This window comes from Microbulbifer discodermiae, assembly GCF_040742695.1.
GTDB lineage: Bacteria > Pseudomonadota > Gammaproteobacteria > Pseudomonadales > Cellvibrionaceae > Microbulbifer.
Genome location: NZ_JBFLAB010000037.1, coordinates 2,903 through 21,682 on the forward strand (window position 1 = coordinate 2,903; position 18,780 = coordinate 21,682).

The following is an 18,780-nucleotide window of genomic DNA, read 5'->3' on the forward strand; positions in this document are numbered from 1 at the left end:
GTAGCGTCCGAAGCAAGAGTGGTGCCTGTTTATGCTATGGCTATACGCGGTCACCGTCCGCCTATTCCGACGGCCACGGGACCGTCCGGTCCCGTAGCAGATAGCGGTTTTTGGTCACCGTCAAATGGTCGTCGGCGCTCTCCCCTGCCAGGGCACCGGCAGCCTTATCCGCCTGCCACTGGCGCATATCGGTATCGTATTTGTCCGTGGTGAGAACGAAGCCTGCGATGTTGCGACGGATTTCCGTAGTGCCGTTCTTGTAGACCTTTTCCACATTGCCCAGATAGAGGGTTTCCGTGGTACTGGTGCCGTCATCGTCGATGCGCTTCCAGCGGCTGCGCTGGGGACCATAGCGGAATTGTGCGCTGTGGCCGCCCTTCTGGATAGTCAGTGGCTTGTTGAATACGCTGTATTACAGGGTGCGGCCTGTGGTATCAGACAACAGGTTGCCGTTGGCATCATAGTGGTAGCTGGTGATACCGGCGCCGCTGCCGGTTTCACAGACTGCGTGGGGACCATAGGCCACCCCACACTGGGCACCATAACGGTAGTTGCCCACACCGGTTTTGCTGAGAATGTTGCCACTGGAGGAATAGCTGACACTGGTGCCGGTGATGCCACTGGCGCTGGTCAGGGTCACGGCGGTGAGCCGGTTGAGGCTGTCGTAGTTAAAATCCTCTCGCAGGTCCTTCTGCGAACCCGGTTCCCCGGAAAAATCCTGCCGCCAGGCCAGGTTGCCATTGGCGAGCCAACCGAGCTGCAAATTCTGCACGCTCCCGAGGCCGGGAATCAGGCCCGTGTCGATACCCTGCAGGCGATTGCTGACCGGATCGAAACCCCGCTGTACCGTCAGTCCGTTGCCCAACAGGGTCTGGGTGCTGTTGCCGCGCGCATCCATGCCCTGTAGCAGGTAGTAGCGCTGACCGGCGGTGCCGGCCACATAATCCGGGCTGGTGACCTGGGTGATATAGCCCCACTGCGGATGATAGTGGTTCCAGCTGCCCCGGGTGTAGCTGCCATCAACCGCCGCCATTTCATTGGCGGCATCGTAACTGAGCTTGATGCGACCGTAGCGGTCGTATTCCCGCTTTTCCCAATGGTCACCGTCCACACCAGCGTCACCGAGAATGGTGACGGTTTCCGCCAGGCGCGCATAGAAATCGTAATCGAACAATTTCGCATAACTGTACTGGCCGAAATCCACGCTGCAGTCGCTGGCGATGGGGGCATTGCTTTCCGCCACGAACACCAGCTTGCCGGCGGCATAGGAAACTTTGCTGCAATCCGGGTCGCGATCATAATACCAGCGGGAGGCCTTCTCCAGGCTGCCGTCCGCTGTGCGGTCCTCGCGATAAACGATGCGGCCCAGTGCATCATGGTGCATTTCCTGGATATTGCCGATGGCATCGGTCTGCCGCCACAGTTCACCAAAACCGTTGTACTGGTACTGCCATTGCCCTTTGTCCGGGTCCACCATTGAATTTTTGCGGCCGAGTTTGTCGTACTCTACCTGGATTGTTATTGGGATACCCTGCTGCGTATCCACGGTGGCGGTGTGGGTCAGGTTACCCTGGGTGTCATACCCGTAGGCGACTGTGTTGCCATCGGTGTCAGTGACTTTGACCAGTTCTCCCAGCACATTGTGGTCCTGGTGGCTGGTCTGATTACAGCCGCTGCCTCCCGAGGTGGCGCTACTGGTGCGTACCGTGCCGTCTCCCTGCAACTGATCAAAAGTCACGGTGATGTCGCACTGGTTGCCGGGTACATCGGTGTGGGTTGTGCGGCCGAGGATGTCGTAGTCAAACCCGCTCCAGACCGCCGTATCCCCGGAAAAGTAAGGCAGGCTCTGCCGCTCCACGCGGCCCAGCTCGTCGTACTCCTTATCTTCAAACACCCAGCTACCCTCAAAGCCCGTATGGCCACTGCGCAGCTGCCGGCCCAGCTTATCGTAATACTCGACACTGCCACTGCTGTCGAAGGTACTTGTGGTGATCTTGTAGGCCGCTGCCGCCGGGCCGTCACTGCAGCCACCTGCTGGGCAGGGTATGGAGAGTTTTTTAGTGAAAGCACCGGTCTCCGCCCAATTGAAATAGGGCTTGCCAAAGGCTGAATAGGCGGTGCCAGCGCGCACCCCATTGATATCGGTGACTACTTGCGCTTTGCCGTAGTGGTTGAAGTCGGAGGCATAGGAGGTGATTTGGCCCAGAGCGTTTTCCCGGGCAACCAGGTATCGACCAGCGCTATCATAATGCCACTTGCTGATGCGCTCCTGCTCACCCGGTGCACTGCGGCTAGCTGATACTTTATTACCGAACTTGTCATACCCGTAGCGGGTCATCATCGAAAGGCCGGGGTCATCCGGCTCGACTGCCTCGCTCATGAGCAAACCGGTCTCGGGGTCATAGGTGAAGGCCGCTATGCGGGTTTGCGCGGGTATGCCGCTCAGGGGCCTGGCTGTGGTCACCTCGGTACGCATCAGGCGACCGAGATGCCAGGGGCCGGGATTGTTATTATAGGTATTATCCGTCGTCTGGCTGGATAAGAGCCGGTCCAGGGCATCGTACTTTTGCACCTGCAACAGGGAAACATTCCCGTACTTTCGGTCTGCACCACTATCATAGGTAGTGGTTGTGACTGTCTTTTGCACTTTCTCCAGGCCCAGGGTGTAACCGGTTTCGGTAACAGTGCGGACATAGGGTAAAACGGTTCCCGGTACCGGGGCAAAACTGTCCAACTGGTTTACCGCTGTAGAGATCAGCTTTGAGGAGGGATCATTGATCTCACAGCTCACCAGGTCCGTGGGCTCCAGGCATGTGGCGGTACTGACCGGCATACCCGTATAAGGGTAATCCTGCCGGTACACAGTGGTGGTAACCACCCCGGTTTGCACGTCAATCGTAGAAACCTTTTCAAATCCAAGCGCCCCGCGCCCACCTGCCTGGATACGCGCCGCCTCATATTTATAGTATACGGAGACCTGGTGCGAGGCGTCAGCGGTTGTGGGTGCGGAACTATCCACCCGGGAGACTAAAAAGCTTGGTGTCAGAAGATCCATAACCCCGGAGCCATTACCAAAGCTCAACCCAGCTGCACCGGTGCCTGTTATGTAAGTGTGGTCAGTAGATTGCCCCGGCAGTGTCATTCTGCGGTAGTGAATATCGGTAACCGAGCCCAGGCCATGGGTAATTTTGGTGATCTGATCCGTGGGCATCAAATTATTGCCTGAATCATGATAAACCACCACGTCACCATGCTCACCGGTATTACTGTAACTTAGCCGCATATGGCTGGCAAAACCGTCCCCCTCCAGATCCAGGAAGAAATGCGCATAGTTGCGGTCCGGGCTTTCAGAAAAATTGTAGCCGGGGGCCCCGAATAGCTCCTCGCGCTCGAAACTATTGCCGTCCCAATAGTGCCGCACCATTTTGGGGGCAGCCAGGGTAGTATCCACGGCCATCATGTCGAGGACGCCATTGCCGTCGTAATCCGTAAAAGCCACCGGCTGGCCGTCTGGAATGGTAAACCCGGCACTGACAAATTCGGAACCGGTATTAATTTTGGCGTGCCAGTCGCCTTGGGTAAGTTTTTTATAGAGATAATCGGTCAAACCGTCGCCATTCAGATCTGCAGGTATAAGCGCCGAGCTGTTAGGCGACCCCGCATAAACGATTTCATAATCGAAATAGCCCGTTTCTATAAAACTGCTGCCTGAGGTTTCGAAAAGCATCCACAGATAAGTATCATCGTCGGAATCACAGATCTGGTCCACTTTGCCCACTGGGGTGCACATCCAATGTACCCTGGCGTACAGGTCCACACGGCCATCGCCATTGAAGTCGGCCAGCCGCGTACTTCCAAGACGCATCTTGGGCCAAAAATCCCCTCCCACGATATCGCCAAGCTGCTGCGGCGCATCGGTAAATACCAGTGAAAAATCCTCTTCACTAGGGCTAAATTTGTAACCGCCGCTGCCATTGCGTTGCAAACGATGAATAGTTAATGAGGGCAACGTCTGCCCCGGCAGGCCTGGAGCCAGGCGAACCAGGTCCGGCAGGCCATCCCCGTCTATATCCTGTAATACGGAATTGGTTGTGCCCCGAGCCGGAATCCCCGTATCTAGCGCTGTGCTTGTGAATCCTCCGCCCGAGTAGCGATGCACTTGCCAATTTCCATCGGTGGCCACTAGGAGATCCAGAACACCACTGCCGAAGTAGTCCAGCAAATGCCAGGACATGGGTTCCCCGAGACTATCTTTGGGAATTTCAATATCACCCAAATTCTGATAGTGCAGTCGATAACTGCCCTGGTGACTCAGGGATCTGGCCAGGCTGACAAAATAGTCCCCGTCATTGTCTTTACGCAGCCAGAGCAGATCTTCACGCCCATCGCCGTTTACGTCGGCAGGGCGGGGGGCGTAGAAGCTCGCGGTCAAATCCAGGTTGCCGTCTTGATATTCAGGCGACCTGGAGCCAAAACCTACCGGAGGCTGACTCCAGTCGAAGGTAGTGGGGGCGAGGCAGCTTTCACCGACACACTCCTGCACGGACGCCAGTAGGGATCTTCCTGTACTTGCACTCAAGATATAGCCGAGCTTATAGGTCCTCAGCTCACTGCCTTCAGAATAGGATTTTATGGCGTCCAGGCGTTTGGTCTGCGATTGGGGCACCCCAAGCCAATAGCCTGATGAGGTATCGTTCCTACCACTGCTATAATGGAATTCAATATGATTTGTGGCGGCCACGCCGTCATTGCTTGCATAGTCAATACGGTCAATAAGATGTTCGCCGACGACTGTATTTTTCGTATAGTGGTAAGTGATGGTATTTCCAACATTGTCGCTGAAACTCGACTGTGTCCACATCAATTTATGGCTGCTCTTCGAACCCTTGCCATTCAAGTAGCTGTCGCTGGGATTTCCGTAATAGGCAACAGAACCGTCCTTGCGGCGGACCTCAAAATAGTCGGGACCGTATTGATCGCCAAACTGCCTAACCTGTGTGAAGGTATCGATTGCGGTTCGATATTCAGTGCCGTCAGCTCCGTAGTCCCCGGAAGTAGCAATCAAACGCTGTCCGTCCAGGCAAAACCTGTCGTTGGGCCCAAGACCTACGGCGCTGTCCAGGCCGTCCTCCTCTCGCGTCATACGGCAACGGGTGATTATTGAGAGCCCTGAGATATTCCAGCCGACACCGGAGGGGCCATTACCTCCCTCTCCCAGATAACTTAGAGAGATACGGGGAGCTACGCTACCGGAAGCCGGTCCGGTTAGAATCGGAATCGAATAGGCGGCGCTGCCGCCTTCCGTTACCCTGAATTGGCCAGCCGTCTCCCCTACCAAATCGGAAGCCACAACATCTGCATTGGTTGCCGGCGGAATATTGATTTGTGCGGGGGCCTCCCCGGAAGGTAGCGGGCTGGGATCCTGGCCGTTCGCGACTCTTATCGGTAAAGATTCGATGGGTGCGTTGCAGGTTTCAAAGTCACTCTGCTTGTTACATGCCCATACACGAAACTGGTAGTAACCATCGCTCAAGCCGGACAAAGCGGTGGAGTTGTTCTGACCCAGGTAACTGAGAAGTGCCTCTTCATCTGTATCCGGATCGACAATCTGGCCGGTGACTACATCGGTGTCAGTCCAGGTGACTGTGCCGGAAGACGGATCGTAATTCCCCTTCTCCAGATGGAACTCCACGACCCGGTTGTCGGGATTACTCCAAATAAGATCCAGGCTACCATCATAACTGACCAAGGGTGCGGCGCTGATCGCTGCTATAGGCCCGGGTCTGTTGGCGACATCTAATACCTGAGCACTGGAGTAGCCAGAACATGCCCTGGGGTTGCAAGCTTCTACAATGTAGTTGTAGGTGCCATCGGGCTTTTTATTAACCGCAAAAGAGGTGACTCCAATACTTTCATCTCCAGCCAGAACAATTTTGTTATTCTCTTTTAGCGTAAATCGACCGTATGGAGGCTCCAGGTACTGTTGCGGCTGATGGTCCCAGTGGATGGTGTAGACCCCGGAAGCGCTATCTGCTAGATCCCGGATTACAGGTGGAGCCGGTACAGGAACCTTCCATACCCGCACCGTCTGTGTATCACTCCAGGTACTGAGATCACAATCGAAAAAGGCATTACAGCCTCTTATCCTGTAATAGTAGGTGCCGTCCGGCTTGCCGGAAAATGCTGTCAGGGTATGGGTTGTGGCGGTCGAGAAGTTGCCGCTGGTGGATTCCTGGTATTCCCAGTGGTTCACGTAGTCGCCAAGATCGGGCACGACGTCGAAAGCATAGCTGCCGTCCCAGTCGTAGCCGCTGAAATCGGTCTCGCCGTGGACGAGGGTTACATCGGGTTTTTGCGGCGGATAAATAATCCGGGCGGAAACGGTATTCTCCCCCCAAAATTCCTCCCACCCATCAGGCGTCTGCACTTGCAGGAAAAAGGAGATGTGTCCATCCCGCAGGAATGGCCCCACATTGCAGCCGCCGACGGCACCCTGGCACATCACCGTTGAGCCGTTCTTAGCCTGGCTTGAGACGATTCTGACCTGGGCGGCGCCGCCAAAATTCCAGCTTAATCGGAAGGTCCCATCGGTGGAAGTGGCCGGGGAAATGGAAAGTTCGGGGCCTGCCGGAAACGTCACACTTGTCTGTTTTTGACCACCTGTGGCACAGGACCAGCTGTAGGTATTACAAGCCGTTACCCGGTATAAGTAGCTTCCCTCGGGTTTGGCGGTGACGGAAAAACTGCGCGAAGTGCCGGTATTATGGCTGGTCCAACTGGAGCCATTGTTGCTGCTCTCCTGCAACAGGTAGTAGGTAACTGTACCGGAGGCGGCAGCCCAACTGATAGTATAACTGCCATTGGAGCTGCTTGTGGGATTATTTGGCGTGCCGGGTGCGCCCGGTTTATTTCTGACCGTGAGGCTGTTTCCGCCATAGCGCCAGCCACCGCAACCGGAATCGTTGCACCCACGCACCCGGTATTTATAGGATGCATCCGCCCTGCCACTCAAAGACTTACTGCGCGCGCTGGCATTATGGACTCTTACATAGGAATTTGAATTCTTTTGCTCCCAAAGCTCGTATCTGGAGACAACCCCGCTTGAGGCGCCCCAGCTGACCGAAAATGAACCATTATTGTCTGTCGAAGGAACCGTTATAGAAGAAGGTGTGCCAGGCTTTGGCAAGTTGACCGTGACTGTAACGCTGCCCAGATTAGTGGGCTGGTCAATATATTCCTGAATAACTGGATTCCAAACAGCCTCACCCCAAGCTGTCACCTTGTATGTATAAGAACCATTTGCAGTCTCTGTGAAGGATCTAGATAGGCTAGATGTAGTATATGAGGCAGACCTTGCTCCACTGACATAAACAGCATAATAGTCGGCATTGGAGACTGAGGACCAGCTAATGGTATGGGTACCCCTTGAGTTGGTTGTGCTAGCGGAAACAGCTGCCTCTGCGAGACCGGCCCAACAAAGAGAAAAAATCAGGAAAAATATCGAAATAGTTGTTCTTGTATTCATAACCGACAGTAGTGTGACAAAGTAAGATACACCCTCAAACTAACGCGGCAACTTTGCTTGAAAGCACCGTTGTTTAGATAAATCAATACACTTTAAGCTTTTCGATGCGCTGCGCGACTTATTACTTATATACCCTATGGGAAGCCGTAGCCTACAGTCTGCCCAGCTGCGCCGAGCGGGTGTTACCAAAGCCGCAGGAAAGTTACTGTATGGCTATCGGATAACAAGGGTAAAACAGGCGTACCATCTGTGAACGGATTTTTACAATATGGGCAAGAAAGTCCTGGCATTTATTATTATGTCGGTCGCGCTTGATTTACCTTCTTTGCTTAGCATAGCCGAAACTTCGGTTATTCGAAAAGCATTCTGACATTACAGCCCATTACACCGTCACCAAAAATTGATGACTTGCCATAGCCGTAATGCCTGTTGCAGCAATAACATAGAAAAACGTTGGCACAGTCAGCCAGACTATTTCGGAAGTCTTCACTGGAAACGGCAAAGGGTGCTCTTAATCACTTTTCACACTAAAGGCAGCTGTTTCAACCAGCTGTTGCCGAAGCGAATCATCCAGACAGTGGTTGATATCGCAGTCCTGCACGGTGAGATCCAAAATACCCAGCTGCCGCAGCCTGGCGCGGACCTGGCCGAGTTCCTCAGCGCTGGTTATCCGCGGGTGGCGGGTAAGCCGCACTTCCATCGGCACTCCGGCGGCGGCCAGTATACGGGCGCTTTCCCAGGCGCTGTCGCCACTGCCCCGCACGCCGGTGATGGCCACATAATTATCCGGTAGCGCCTTGATATCCAGCCCGACCCAGTCCAGTTGCGACACTAGCCGGCACAGGCGCCGGGGATAGATACCGGCAGTGTGCAAACCCACTTTAAAACCGAGATCCCGCACCTGCCCTATGGCGCTCTCCAGGGCCGGTTGGGCGGTGGGTTCACCACCCGAAAAGACCACCGCGTCCAACAGTCCGCGGCGCTGGCGCAGGAAATCCACAATCTCGCCCCATTCATAGGGCGCGGGCGCGCGGGCCGGCAGCAGGTCACCGTTGTGACAGTAGCGGCAACGCCAAGGGCACCCCTGGCAAAACACCACTGCGGCCAGGGCGCCGGGATAGTCGGTGGCGGTGAAGGGTGTAAAACCGCCGACCCGCAGTGTTTCGCTCATACCGGCATTACCCACTGGCTGTAACGGAAGTTAACCTTCCGTCTTAGCGGGAGCCGGCTTGTTGTCAACAACGAAAAAACGGCGCTCGCGATGCTCGGACTGTTTGCCGGGATTCCAAAAAGAGACCGGGCGATGGTAACCCATGACGCGACTCCAGACTTCACAACGGGTGCGTTCCTGATCGTTCAACTGGATTGGGTTGGACATGATTTCTCTCCTCGATGGTTTGCCGTGGAATTGCCGCACGGATTTTGCTGTGTTTCGTGCAATTGGCGTGCGATCAATACCTCGTCGCAGCGCGGGCAGAATTGGTGCTCGCCGCTGAGGTAGCCGTGGGTGGGGCAGATGGAAAAACTGGGGGTTACGGTGATGTAGGGCAACTGGTAGTTGGTCAGTGCCCGGCGTACCAGGCGGCGACAGCTCTCGACATCGGGCAGTCGCTCTCCCAGGTAAAGGTGGAGGACTGTGCCACCGGTATAGCGGCGCTGCAGGGGCTCCTGCCGCGCCAACGCCTCGAAGGGATCAGCGGTAAAGCCGGCGGGCAGCTGGGAGGAGTTAGTGTAGTAGGGAGCTTCCGCAGTGCCCGCCTGGAGGATATCCGCATAGCGCTTGCGATCTTCCCGTGCAAAACGGTAGGTGGTGCCTTCCGCGGGCGTCGCCTCCAGGTTGTAGAGATGGCCGGTCTGCTGCTGGAAATCCGTCATGCGGGCGCGAATATGGTCGAGCAGCCGCTCCGCCAACTGCTGTCCCGATGGGGTAACGATGCTGTCCCGGTCGCCGCTGAAATTGCGCAGCATTTCATTGATGCCGTTGACGCCGATGGTGGAGAAATGATTGCGCAGTGTGCCCAGATAGCGGCGCGTATAGGGAAAAAGGCCGGTGTCCATATGCAGCTGGATGACCTTGCGTTTGACTTCCAGCGAACTCCTGGCCAGTTCCAGCAGTTGGTCGAGGCGTGCCATAAGGGCCTGTTCATCGCCCCGGTACAGATAACCCAGGCGCGCGCAGTTGATGGTCACCACCCCCAGGGAACCGGTCTGCTCGGCGGAACCAAAAAGACCGTTGCCGCGCTTGAGCAGTTCGCGCAGATCCAGCTGCAGGCGACAGCACATGGAACGCAACATGTGCGGACTGAGATCGGAATTTATGAAATTCTGAAAATAAGGCAGGCCGTAACGGGCGGTCATGGCGAACAGCCGCTCGGCATTTTCACTGTGCCAGGGAAAGTCCTCGGTGATGTTGTAGGTGGGAATGGGAAAAGTAAAAACCCGACCACGGGCGTCGCCTTCGCTCATGACTTCGATATAGGCGCGGTTGATCAGGTCCATTTCCCCCTGCAGATCGCCGTAGCAAAAGGGCATTTCCCTGCCGGCGATCACCGGTACCTGCTCCTGTAAATCCCGGGGACAAACCCAGTCGAAGGTGAGATTGGTAAAGGGGGTCTGGGTACCCCAGCGGGACGGCACATTGAGGTTGAAGATCAGCTCCTGCATACACTGGCGCACCTCCCGGTAGCCGAGCTGGTCCTTGCGGATATAGGGTGCCAAGTAGGTGTCAAATGAGCTGAACGCCTGGGCGCCGGCCCATTCGTTTTGCAGGGTACCGAGAAAATTGACGATCTGGGCCACGGCACTGGACAAATGCGCGGGCGGGGCCGACTCCACCTTGCCGGGCACGCCGTTGAGGCCCTCCTGCAACAGGGTGCGCAGGGACCAGCCAGCACAGTAGCCGGACAGCATATCCAGGTCGTGGAGATGCAGGTCGCCGTCGCGGTGGGCCGCGCCGATTTCCGCGGTGTAGACGTGATTGAGCCAGTAGTTGGCTATCATCTTGCCGGCGCTGTTTAGGATCAGGCCGCCGAGGGAAAACCCCTGGTTGGCATTGGCGGCCACGCGCCAGTCCTCGCGCCGGAGGTACTCGTCGATGGAGGCACCCACGTCCACCAGGGTGCGGTGATTTTCCCTCAGCTGCCGGTGCCGCTCCCGATAGGCAATATAGGCCCGCGCGGTATCCAGGTGGTCGCTGCCCACCAGCACCTGTTCCACAATATTTTGTATTTCCTCGATATCCACGGCGGCGCCTTCCCGGTGGCGAAACTCGATCACTTTGGTGACCTGGGTGGCGAGCCGCTGCGCCTCTTCCGTGCCGAATGCTCCGGTGGCGCGGCCGGCGCTTAACAGGGCGCGGTGGATTCGCGCCTGCTGGAAGGCCAGGGTGCGGCCATCGCGCTTGCGCACCAGGATATCCGCACCGACACCGGCGTTGCCCGTGGGCAGGGACCGGGAACAGGATGGTGACGCCGATGGCGCACTGTCGGGGTTGGGTTGGGCGGCGGTGTTCATGGGCTCTCCCGCTGGTGCCGGCAGCGGCCGTGGCACCGGCAAAAATTGATCTAAATCACTATATGTTGTGTTATTTATTTTCTATACAACAACATATAGTTATTTTTCTAATTGAACAAGAGAGTAAAAAACCGTGCACCCGCACCCCTGTACCACCGGCGGGCAGGCCGGCTACTCCTTTTGGGTAATCGCGGGATGGCTGTAGCCTGACGGGAACCGGGGCGCTGTCGTGCTGGGAGGGCCATACCTCACAACAGGCGAGCCGACCGACACGGCCGGGTGGGAACCTGCGGCTACCCCTTTTGCCTCAGGAAAAGGGCGAAACCTTAGGGCCTGTTGACACTCAGGAGCCGGAGGAAAAGAGCGCAAATACCGCCAGCAGGGTTGCCGCCCACAGGGCGCACAGCAGTTTCCAGAACAGGGGCGCATTGGGGCTCTGCTGCTCGGCGGGATCGTCGCGCAGGTAGTCGGGATTTGGGGTGCCCAGATCGCCGATAAAGGCCTCCAGGCTGCGGTAGCGGTTCCGCAGGTCGATGCTGCAGCCCCGCTCCAGGGTGCGGTCGAACCAGGTGGGCACCACCGGGTTGAACAAGTGGGCGGGCCTGTAGCGCAGCCGCTCATAGTCGGCGGCCGAGCGACATTCGTTGATCTCTTCGCCGTAGGGCAGCTCCCCGGTGAACATCTCGTAGGCGATGGTGGAGAGCGCATAGATATCGCCCTGTATGCCGGTGTTGCGGCCGAGAATATAGTGGGGGTCTGAATAAGAGGCGGTACCCAGTGCCCCCGGGTGTTCCAGGGGGCGGAAAACCTCCGCACTGCCGGCGATATAGACAGAACCGAAGTCGACGATCTTGACCCCACCGCTGCCGTCAATCATGACGTTTGCGGGTTTCAGGTCCTGGTGAATGGTCTCCTGGTCGTGGAAAGCCTGCAGACCGGCGGCGATTTCCCGCAGAATGCGATACGCCTGCGCGGGTTTGGGGAAGCGGTTGTCGGCGATCCAGGTCTCCAGCGTCACGCCATCCACATATTCCATCAGGTAGTAGAGCCCGGTGCGGGGGCGCTGCTGCCGGTACAGCCGCACCACATGCTCACTCTGGATGCGCAGCCCTATCCACTCCTCCTGGATAAATCGGTCGATATAGTGCAGGTCGTCCTGGTAGTTGACCGAGGGGGTCTTCATCACCAGGGTGCGGCCGCTGTCACTGTCCCGCACCAGGTACAGCTGGCTGCGCTGGGAGGCAAAAATTTCCCGCTCCACCACATAGCCGTCCAGCACCATGCCGGGCTCCAGCGGGGGTGGAAACGGCAGCCGCGTCAACTGCCGGCTGTAATCGTCCAGGGTTGTCCGCGGCAGGTCCACAACCCGCACCACCAGCGCGGTCAGGTTGTCGTCACTGCCGCCCCCGGCGGCGGCATCTACCAAAGCCTCGGCTGTGGCCTGTTCGTCGAGAGCGGAGTTTTCGAGTATTCCCCGCATTACCTGGGGATCGAGAAAATCGTGCACACCGTCGCTGGTGATCAGCAACTGGTCCCCCCGCTGCAGGCCCACCTGGCCGTAGTCCACCTGCACTCCGGTATCCATTCCCAGGGCGCGGGAGAGCATCGTCTGGCGGGACGACAGCGCGACACTGTGATCCCGGGTCAGACAGCGGAAATCCCCATCCCGCAACTGGTAAATACGACTGTCCCCGATGTGGAAAAAATGCGCGTTGCGGGATTTAAACACCAGGGTCGAGAAGGTACACAGGAAGCCCTTCTCCTGTTGCAGATAGTCGTGACTTTTGCGATAGAGCTTGCTGTTGATGGAGGCGAGGATTTTCTGCCCGGCATGGGCCGCGGACCAGGTGTCCGGCGCCCTGAAGTAGTCGCGCACAAACTGTTGGGTTGCCATGGTGCTGGCCTGGGCGCCGGCCTCCGCCGAGCTGACCCCATCCGCCACTGCCGCCACCGCCCCCAGGTACTGCCGCAGGTGCCGGCTGTCCGGCCAGTGATAGACAGCGGCGTCCTCGTTGCGGGGTTTGATGCCGGCGCGACTGCAGAGGCCGGCCCTGAGTGTCGGAGACAGCGCCTCCTCATCGAGCTCGGTCGCCGCCGGGCCGGTTGTGGTCATGTGGGTTTCCTCAGCGATATCGGCCACCTCTAGCAGGTTGTTGAAAAAGGCATCCTGCCTTTTTCAAAACACGAAAAGCGAAAAATATGATTTTCACTTTTCTCCCAAAATCAACGACTTAGGCGTCGCCGATTTTGCCGGAACATCCATATTCCGGTACCAGGCATCGAAATTCTTCGAATTTCAACAGCCTGCTTGCCCCAGAGCGGGCGCTTACTCCACGCTGATCAATTGTACTGTGCCATCCGGCAGCACTTCGGCAATATTGCCCTTGGGCTCTTCCAGGAACAGGCAGGCGAAGAAGATCACCGCTGCGGCACCACAAATGATCAGGAAAAACTGGCTGTAGCTCACATAGGACAGGGCGGTGAGGAAGGTCACGGCACCCACATTGCCATAGGCGCCCGCCATGCCGGCAATCTGCCCGGTCATACGGCGCTTCACCAGAGGCACTATGGCGAACACAGCGCCCTCACCGGCCTGCACGAAGAAGGAGCAGCACATGGTGGCAATCACCGCGGCGGAAATCCACCAACTGCCGTCAATCTGGCTCAGCACAAAGTAACCCACCGCAAGACCGCCAATCAGGAACATCAGGCTGCGGCGGCGCCCCAGCTTGTCGGAAAAGTAGCCGCCAGTGGGGCGCGCCACCAGGTTCATAAAGGCAAAGCCGGAGGCGAGCAGGCCCGCCTTCACCGGGCTGAGCCCTTCAAAGGTTTCCAGGAAGAACAGTGGCAACATGGACACTACCGCCAGCTCGGAGCCGAAGGTAACAAAGTAGGCGACATCGAGAATGGCCACCTGCTTGAAGCTGTACTTCTCAAATTCCGGGACCCCCTCCTCCAGGTGCTCCCGGTTCACCCGCCAGATCATTTTGGTCTGCGCGGCGAAGAGCACCGCCAGAAGTATCCACATGCCGTAGGTGGCGCCCTGGCTGAGCAGGGCTACGCCGCTGGGGGACAGCTTGTAGGCCAGCGCCGCCAGGGCCAGGTACATGGGTACATTCATCAGCAGGTAGAAGTAGAGATCGCCCCTGCTGGTGACTTCCAGGCCGCCGGTTTTCTTGGGTTTGAAATAGGTGGAACCCTTGGGGGTATTGCGGGCTATGCGGTAGTACACCAGGCCGTAGATGCCGGCGATAACACCGATCAGGCCGAGGGCGTAGCGCCAGCCGTCATCACCGCCAAACAGCAGGGCAATGGTGGGCAGGGTCATGGCGCCGGCGGCAGAACCGAAATTGCCCCAGCCACCGTAGATACCCTCCGCCAGTCCCACCTGCCGGGCGGGAAACCATTCGCCCACCATGCGGATACCGATCACGAAGCCGGCGCCCACAAACCCCAGCAGGAAGCGGAACAGGGCCAGCGCCTGGTAGCTGTCGGCAGTGGCGAAACCGAGGCAGATCACCGCGGAAGTTACCAACAAACCACTGTAGACCAGCCGCGGACCCAGTTTGTCCACCAGCATGCCAATGACGATACGGGCGGGGATGGTGAGTGCCACATTGAGAATCAGCAGTGCCTTGACCTGCTGGCTGGACAGATCGAAGGCGTCCCGGATAAAAACCAGCAGGGGGGCGTGGGAGAACCACACGAAGAAGGTCAGAAAAAATGCGAACCAGGTACAGTGGAGGGTTTTTATTTTCGGGTCGCTCCAATCGAACAGATCGAAGCTGCTGGATTGACTCATGGTTTTTCTCCGGCTTAACAGAAATCTGGAGGAAAGAAGATTTAAGGAAATACTGAATTAATCAGGGTTTCCTTAACTCCGATGGTATGGATGCCACACCACAGGAAAAGCGCGCAAAGGGGGTAGTTGAGGCGGGGAAAAAACACTGTGTGGGGAAAATAACCCTTTGGGGCTAGGGAGCCCCTGGGACTAATCCCGTTTCACCGGCGTATTTTGTGCACCGGCTACCCCCAAAAGGGTAGTCCGCCGATGAACCACTGGAACACAAAAACTCTTTGGTGGTAAGCGGTGCCTAGAGTGTCGGTGCCACACCGCCACAGGCATATCATTGTGTCCGGGCACAGGGCTGCAAATGTGGCGCTAAAGGAAGGGCCAGCCCGACGATATCGCGGACACCCTGAACACGAAGGCGTTCCGGCAACACAAAATTCATGGGACACAGAGGGTCGACAATGCACTATGGTCAGCAAGTCGCGGGGCGGGTTCTCGCCCTGGCGACGGCAATGTTCACCGCGAATTTTTCCATCTGGACCCTCTACGCTGTGCTGGGGGTCCAGTTGCGGGAGCGCTACGCGCTCTCCGCGACCGAGTACGGTATCCTGCTGGCCGCACCGATTTTCAGCGGTGCCCTGTTGCGTTTTCCGGCCGGTCTGCTGGCGGAACACTATTCAACCAAGACACTCATCCTGGTGCAGATGGGTGTGCTGCTGCCCGCCCTGCTTCTGCTGCCCAGCATCGATTCCTACAGCGGGCACCTGCTGACGGGCTTGTGGCTGGGAATTTCCGGTGTGTCCTTTGTACTGGGTATTCGCTATATCAGCCCCTGGTTTGAAAAAAAGCACCAGGGCACAGCCATGGGCGTGTTTGGTGCCGGCAATGTCGGTGCCGCCATTACCCTGGCGCTGGCCCCGGCGATCGAAAACTGGTTTGGCCGCGACTGGATAGGGCCTGTGTACGGAGCCGGGCTGCTGTTGCTGATGCTGTCGTTTGCCATCTGGGCGCCGCGGGAAACCCGCTATATGCGCAGCCGGAGCGGGGGCAGTTTATTTTCGGACATGCAGCCCCTGCGCGAGATCAGGGTATGGCGCTACGGGCTCTATTACTATTTTGTCTTCGGCAGCTTTGTCGCGCTGCTGCTGTGGCTGCCGAACTATTACCTGAGTGCCTACGGTGTGAGCACATCCCAGGCCATGGCACTGACACTGGTATTTGTCGCCCTGTCGAGTTCGGTGCGCGCACTGGGAGGCTGGTTCGCTGACCGCTACGGCGCACGCACGGTGAACTGGAGTGTTTTCTGGACCTGTCTGGTGTGCCTTTTCTTTCTCAGTTACCCGCCCACCAGCATGACCATCCACGGCGTGGAACGGGATGTGCATTTGAATATCGAGGTGGGGATAGAGCTGTTTACCCTGTTGTTGCAGGTCATCGGCATCGCCCAGGGGTTCGGCCGCGCCTCGGTGTACAAGGCGCTGCACGACAACTACCCGGCGCATATGGGCAGCGTTGGGGGCACGGTGGCCACCGTTGGTGCACTGGGCGGCTTCACCCTGCCGGTCATGTTTGGTATTGCCCAGGACTTAGTGGGTATTCACAGCGCCGCCTTTATGCTGCTCTACGGAGTGCTCGCCTTTTGCATGCTGGTCATGTATCTGGCGATTCAGCGGGAGCGCCGACAGCAGCGCCTGGTATTTGCCAGGCAGCATAATTTTCTTCACCAGGGAAGCACGGATGCCGGGGCTTTAACGGATAGGTAGTACCCACTACCAATTTGGTGTTACGCCTGTGTAGAAGCTGGGGGGTAGAAATTTTTATGGGGTGAAAAAACTGACGGTTTCAACGGTGTCGTAAAAGCTGTAATTTGTTGCTGTCCACTCCGACAATGCAATAGGGAAGCGTAATGACCATGCAAAGATTACCCAAACTTACCGGTGGCTTACTGTTGGGCGCCTGCAGTGTTATCGCATTGCAGGCGAGCGCACAGGACACTGAGACCGGCTCGTTCACCGAAGCGCTCAAATCCGGTGAGGTGGGGCTTAACCTGCGCTACCGGGTGGAAACTGTAGACCAGGAGGGTATCGACGAAGATGCGACCGCGTCCACCTTGAGAACCAGGCTCAACTGGCGCAGCGGCAGCTACCGCGGTTTTACCGGTTTTCTGGAGTTGGACGATGTCACCGCCGTTGGCAATGACCACTACAATTCCACCGTAAACGGTGAGTTCCAATACCCGGTAGTCGCCGACCCGGAGGGAACCGAAGTCAACCAGGCCTATCTCCGTTACAACGGCGGGAATTCTGTTATTACCGCCGGACGCCAGAGGATCAACCTGGATTCCCAGCGCTTTGTGGGCGGCGTCGGCTGGCGACAGAACGAACAGACCTATGACGGCCTGCGCTACCAGTATGGCAGTAACGACAGCTTGCAGCTTGATTATAGTTATATCTACCGGGTCAACCGTATTTTTGGCGAAGACAGCTTCAATTCAGATTTCGACGGCGATATTCAGCTGTTGCACGCCGCCTATCCGCTGGCGGAGGGCCACAAGCTCAGCGGTTTCGCCTATAACCTGGACCTGGACAACTCTGTCAATAATTCCAGCCGCACCTATGGCCTGGACTACAAGGGGAATTTCGGGGCAGTCAAGGCGAACCTGAGTTACGCACTCCAGACCGACACCGGGGACAGCCCCCTCGACTACAGCGCCGATTATTATCTGGCGGAGCTGGGCGCCGACCTGGGTCCGGTGAGTACAAAACTCGGCTATGAGGTGCTGGGTTCCGACAATGGTGTCGGCTTTAAAACCCCTCTGGCCACGCTGCATAAATTCCAGGGTTTTACCGACCGCTTCCTGGCGACGCCGGCCGACGGTATCGAGGACCTGTATATCAGTGGTGCGACAAAAATTGCCGGCGGCAAACTGAGTATGGCCTACCACAACTTCGAGGCAAATGAAGCTTCCGCAACTTACGGCCGGGAGTGGAACCTGAGCTACGGCCGCAAGATCACCGAGGATATTTCCGCGCTGGTCAAGTACGCCAGCTACAACGCCGATGAGTACAGTGTGGACACCGATAAATTCTGGCTGATGGTGACTGCCAATTTCTGACTCGGCGTGATCACCCATGAAAAAACCCGGCTCGGCCGGGTTTTTTCATTTGTCTAGCAGTAGCAATTATTGTCTGGAGGCGTGAGATAAGCAAGTCCAGGCTAGCAAAACAATAGCTTTAGGACGTGCTTTAATTCCCCTTCTGATAGAATATGCCTAGAAGCGAAAAATTAGAGTGCCGGACAAAAGGTCCACATCTTCCTCTATTAGTGTGTACTCTGTCTCAAAGGAAACATTTTCACTAAACTTAAAACCGCCACCAAGACCCACTGAACCACCACTATCAGAGGCACTGAAAGAAGCTATATCCACAGTTTCATTGAGATACCCAAGGCGCGCTTTGAAGTAGAGATCGCCTGAAGTCATATAGGTCAGATACAAAGCTTCAGTGGAAATAGAGTAATCAGCCGATGTCGGAGACACCCCAACTCCAAAGACGTCCAAACTCCCATCAGATGCAGAATCAGTATATTCAGCCTCCACTCCCCAGCCTGAGCTCCAGGTATAACCACCGCGAACCCCTACATTGAAAGGGCTGGTTCTTCCAACGTCAGTATTCATAAGGCCAAAAACACCACCAATATAAACACCTTCCGCTTGTGATCCGGCCGAGCATAGCAAAGCGACAGCAGCCACCAAGACTTTAAGATTGGAACGCATTCTTCCTCCTTCATCGTTGATTAATATAAAAGCCGGCGGATTCTCACAAATAATGTCCGAAGCTTCAAGTGGCGCCACTGTAAAGAATGAGCAGATTTTTTTCACGTGGAGTAAAAACCCGGCACCGCCCCACATGAATAATTCGCATGTTGATTGACTTTTCCGCTTCCTACT

The 18,780-nt window shown here is 56.8% G+C and carries 10 protein-coding genes; 2 read left to right on the top strand and 8 right to left on the bottom strand.

Annotated features, from left to right (window positions below):
• Positions 1 to 61: 61 nt before the first annotated feature.
• From AB1S50_RS13265 to AB1S50_RS13295, 7 genes are all read right to left on the bottom strand, one after another.
• Entirely contained in the window at positions 62 to 274 is a 213-nt protein-coding gene (locus tag AB1S50_RS13265) for a hypothetical protein (RefSeq protein WP_367151270.1), read from the bottom strand.
• Positions 275 to 412: 138 nt separating this feature from the next.
• Positions 413 to 7,012 carry an FG-GAP-like repeat-containing protein gene (locus AB1S50_RS13270; protein ID WP_367151271.1) on the bottom strand — a complete coding sequence of 2,200 codons (6,600 nt, stop codon included), beginning with the start codon at positions 7,010 to 7,012 and terminating at the stop codon, positions 413 to 415.
• Positions 7,013 to 8,036: 1,024 nt separating this feature from the next.
• Positions 8,037 to 8,696, bottom strand: coding sequence for an anaerobic ribonucleoside-triphosphate reductase activating protein (locus AB1S50_RS13275; protein WP_367151272.1), 660 nt, complete (start codon positions 8,694 to 8,696; stop codon positions 8,037 to 8,039).
• 30 nt (positions 8,697 to 8,726) lie between these two features.
• Positions 8,727 to 8,903 carry an anaerobic ribonucleoside-triphosphate reductase gene (nrdD, locus tag AB1S50_RS13280; RefSeq protein WP_367151273.1) on the bottom strand — a complete coding sequence of 59 codons (177 nt, stop codon included), beginning with the start codon at positions 8,901 to 8,903 and terminating at the stop codon, positions 8,727 to 8,729.
• Positions 8,882 to 11,038, bottom strand: a complete 2,157-nt coding sequence (locus AB1S50_RS13285) for a ribonucleoside triphosphate reductase (RefSeq protein ID WP_367151274.1) — start codon at positions 11,036 to 11,038, stop codon at positions 8,882 to 8,884. Before AB1S50_RS13285 ends, nrdD begins: the two co-directional genes overlap by 22 nt.
• A gap of 343 nt (positions 11,039 to 11,381) precedes the next feature.
• Positions 11,382 to 13,151, bottom strand: a complete 1,770-nt coding sequence (locus AB1S50_RS13290; protein WP_367151276.1) for a protein kinase domain-containing protein — start codon at positions 13,149 to 13,151, stop codon at positions 11,382 to 11,384.
• A 213-nt stretch (positions 13,152 to 13,364) separates the two neighbouring features.
• Positions 13,365 to 14,840 (bottom strand): NarK family nitrate/nitrite MFS transporter, encoded by a 1,476-nt coding sequence (locus tag AB1S50_RS13295; RefSeq protein ID WP_367151277.1) that lies wholly within the window; start codon positions 14,838 to 14,840, stop codon positions 13,365 to 13,367.
• 452 nt (positions 14,841 to 15,292) lie between these two features.
• Here AB1S50_RS13295 and AB1S50_RS13300 point away from each other — a divergent pair, with 452 nt between their 5' ends.
• Together AB1S50_RS13300 and AB1S50_RS13305 are read left to right on the top strand one after the other, a co-directional pair.
• Positions 15,293 to 16,594 (top strand): MFS transporter, encoded by a 1,302-nt coding sequence (locus AB1S50_RS13300; RefSeq protein ID WP_367151278.1) that lies wholly within the window; start codon positions 15,293 to 15,295, stop codon positions 16,592 to 16,594.
• A gap of 143 nt (positions 16,595 to 16,737) precedes the next feature.
• Positions 16,738 to 17,946 (top strand): alginate export family protein, encoded by a 1,209-nt coding sequence (locus AB1S50_RS13305; protein WP_367151281.1) that lies wholly within the window; start codon positions 16,738 to 16,740, stop codon positions 17,944 to 17,946.
• A 156-nt stretch (positions 17,947 to 18,102) separates the two neighbouring features.
• On the opposite strand, the gene AB1S50_RS13310 is transcribed toward AB1S50_RS13305, so the two are convergent.
• Positions 18,103 to 18,741, bottom strand: coding sequence for an outer membrane beta-barrel protein (locus tag AB1S50_RS13310; RefSeq protein WP_367151283.1), 639 nt, complete (start codon positions 18,739 to 18,741; stop codon positions 18,103 to 18,105).
• Positions 18,742 to 18,780: the final 39 nt, after the last annotated feature.

Excerpts from the sequence above, each read along its gene's own strand:
- AB1S50_RS13290 (WP_367151276.1), bottom strand. The coding sequence starts at position 13,151 with ATGACCACAACCGGCCCGGCGGCGACCGAGCTCGATGAGGAGGCGCTG.
- nrdD (WP_367151273.1), bottom strand. The coding sequence starts at position 8,903 with ATGTCCAACCCAATCCAGTTGAACGATCAGGAACGCACCCGTTGTGAA.
- AB1S50_RS13300 (WP_367151278.1), top strand. The coding sequence starts at position 15,293 with ATGCACTATGGTCAGCAAGTCGCGGGGCGGGTTCTCGCCCTGGCGACG.
- AB1S50_RS13295 (WP_367151277.1), bottom strand. The coding sequence starts at position 14,840 with ATGAGTCAATCCAGCAGCTTCGATCTGTTCGATTGGAGCGACCCGAAA.
- AB1S50_RS13275 (WP_367151272.1), bottom strand. The coding sequence starts at position 8,696 with ATGAGCGAAACACTGCGGGTCGGCGGTTTTACACCCTTCACCGCCACC.
- AB1S50_RS13310 (WP_367151283.1), bottom strand. The coding sequence starts at position 18,741 with ATGTGGGGCGGTGCCGGGTTTTTACTCCACGTGAAAAAAATCTGCTCA.
- AB1S50_RS13285 (WP_367151274.1), bottom strand. The coding sequence starts at position 11,038 with ATGAACACCGCCGCCCAACCCAACCCCGACAGTGCGCCATCGGCGTCA.
- AB1S50_RS13305 (WP_367151281.1), top strand. The coding sequence starts at position 16,738 with ATGACCATGCAAAGATTACCCAAACTTACCGGTGGCTTACTGTTGGGC.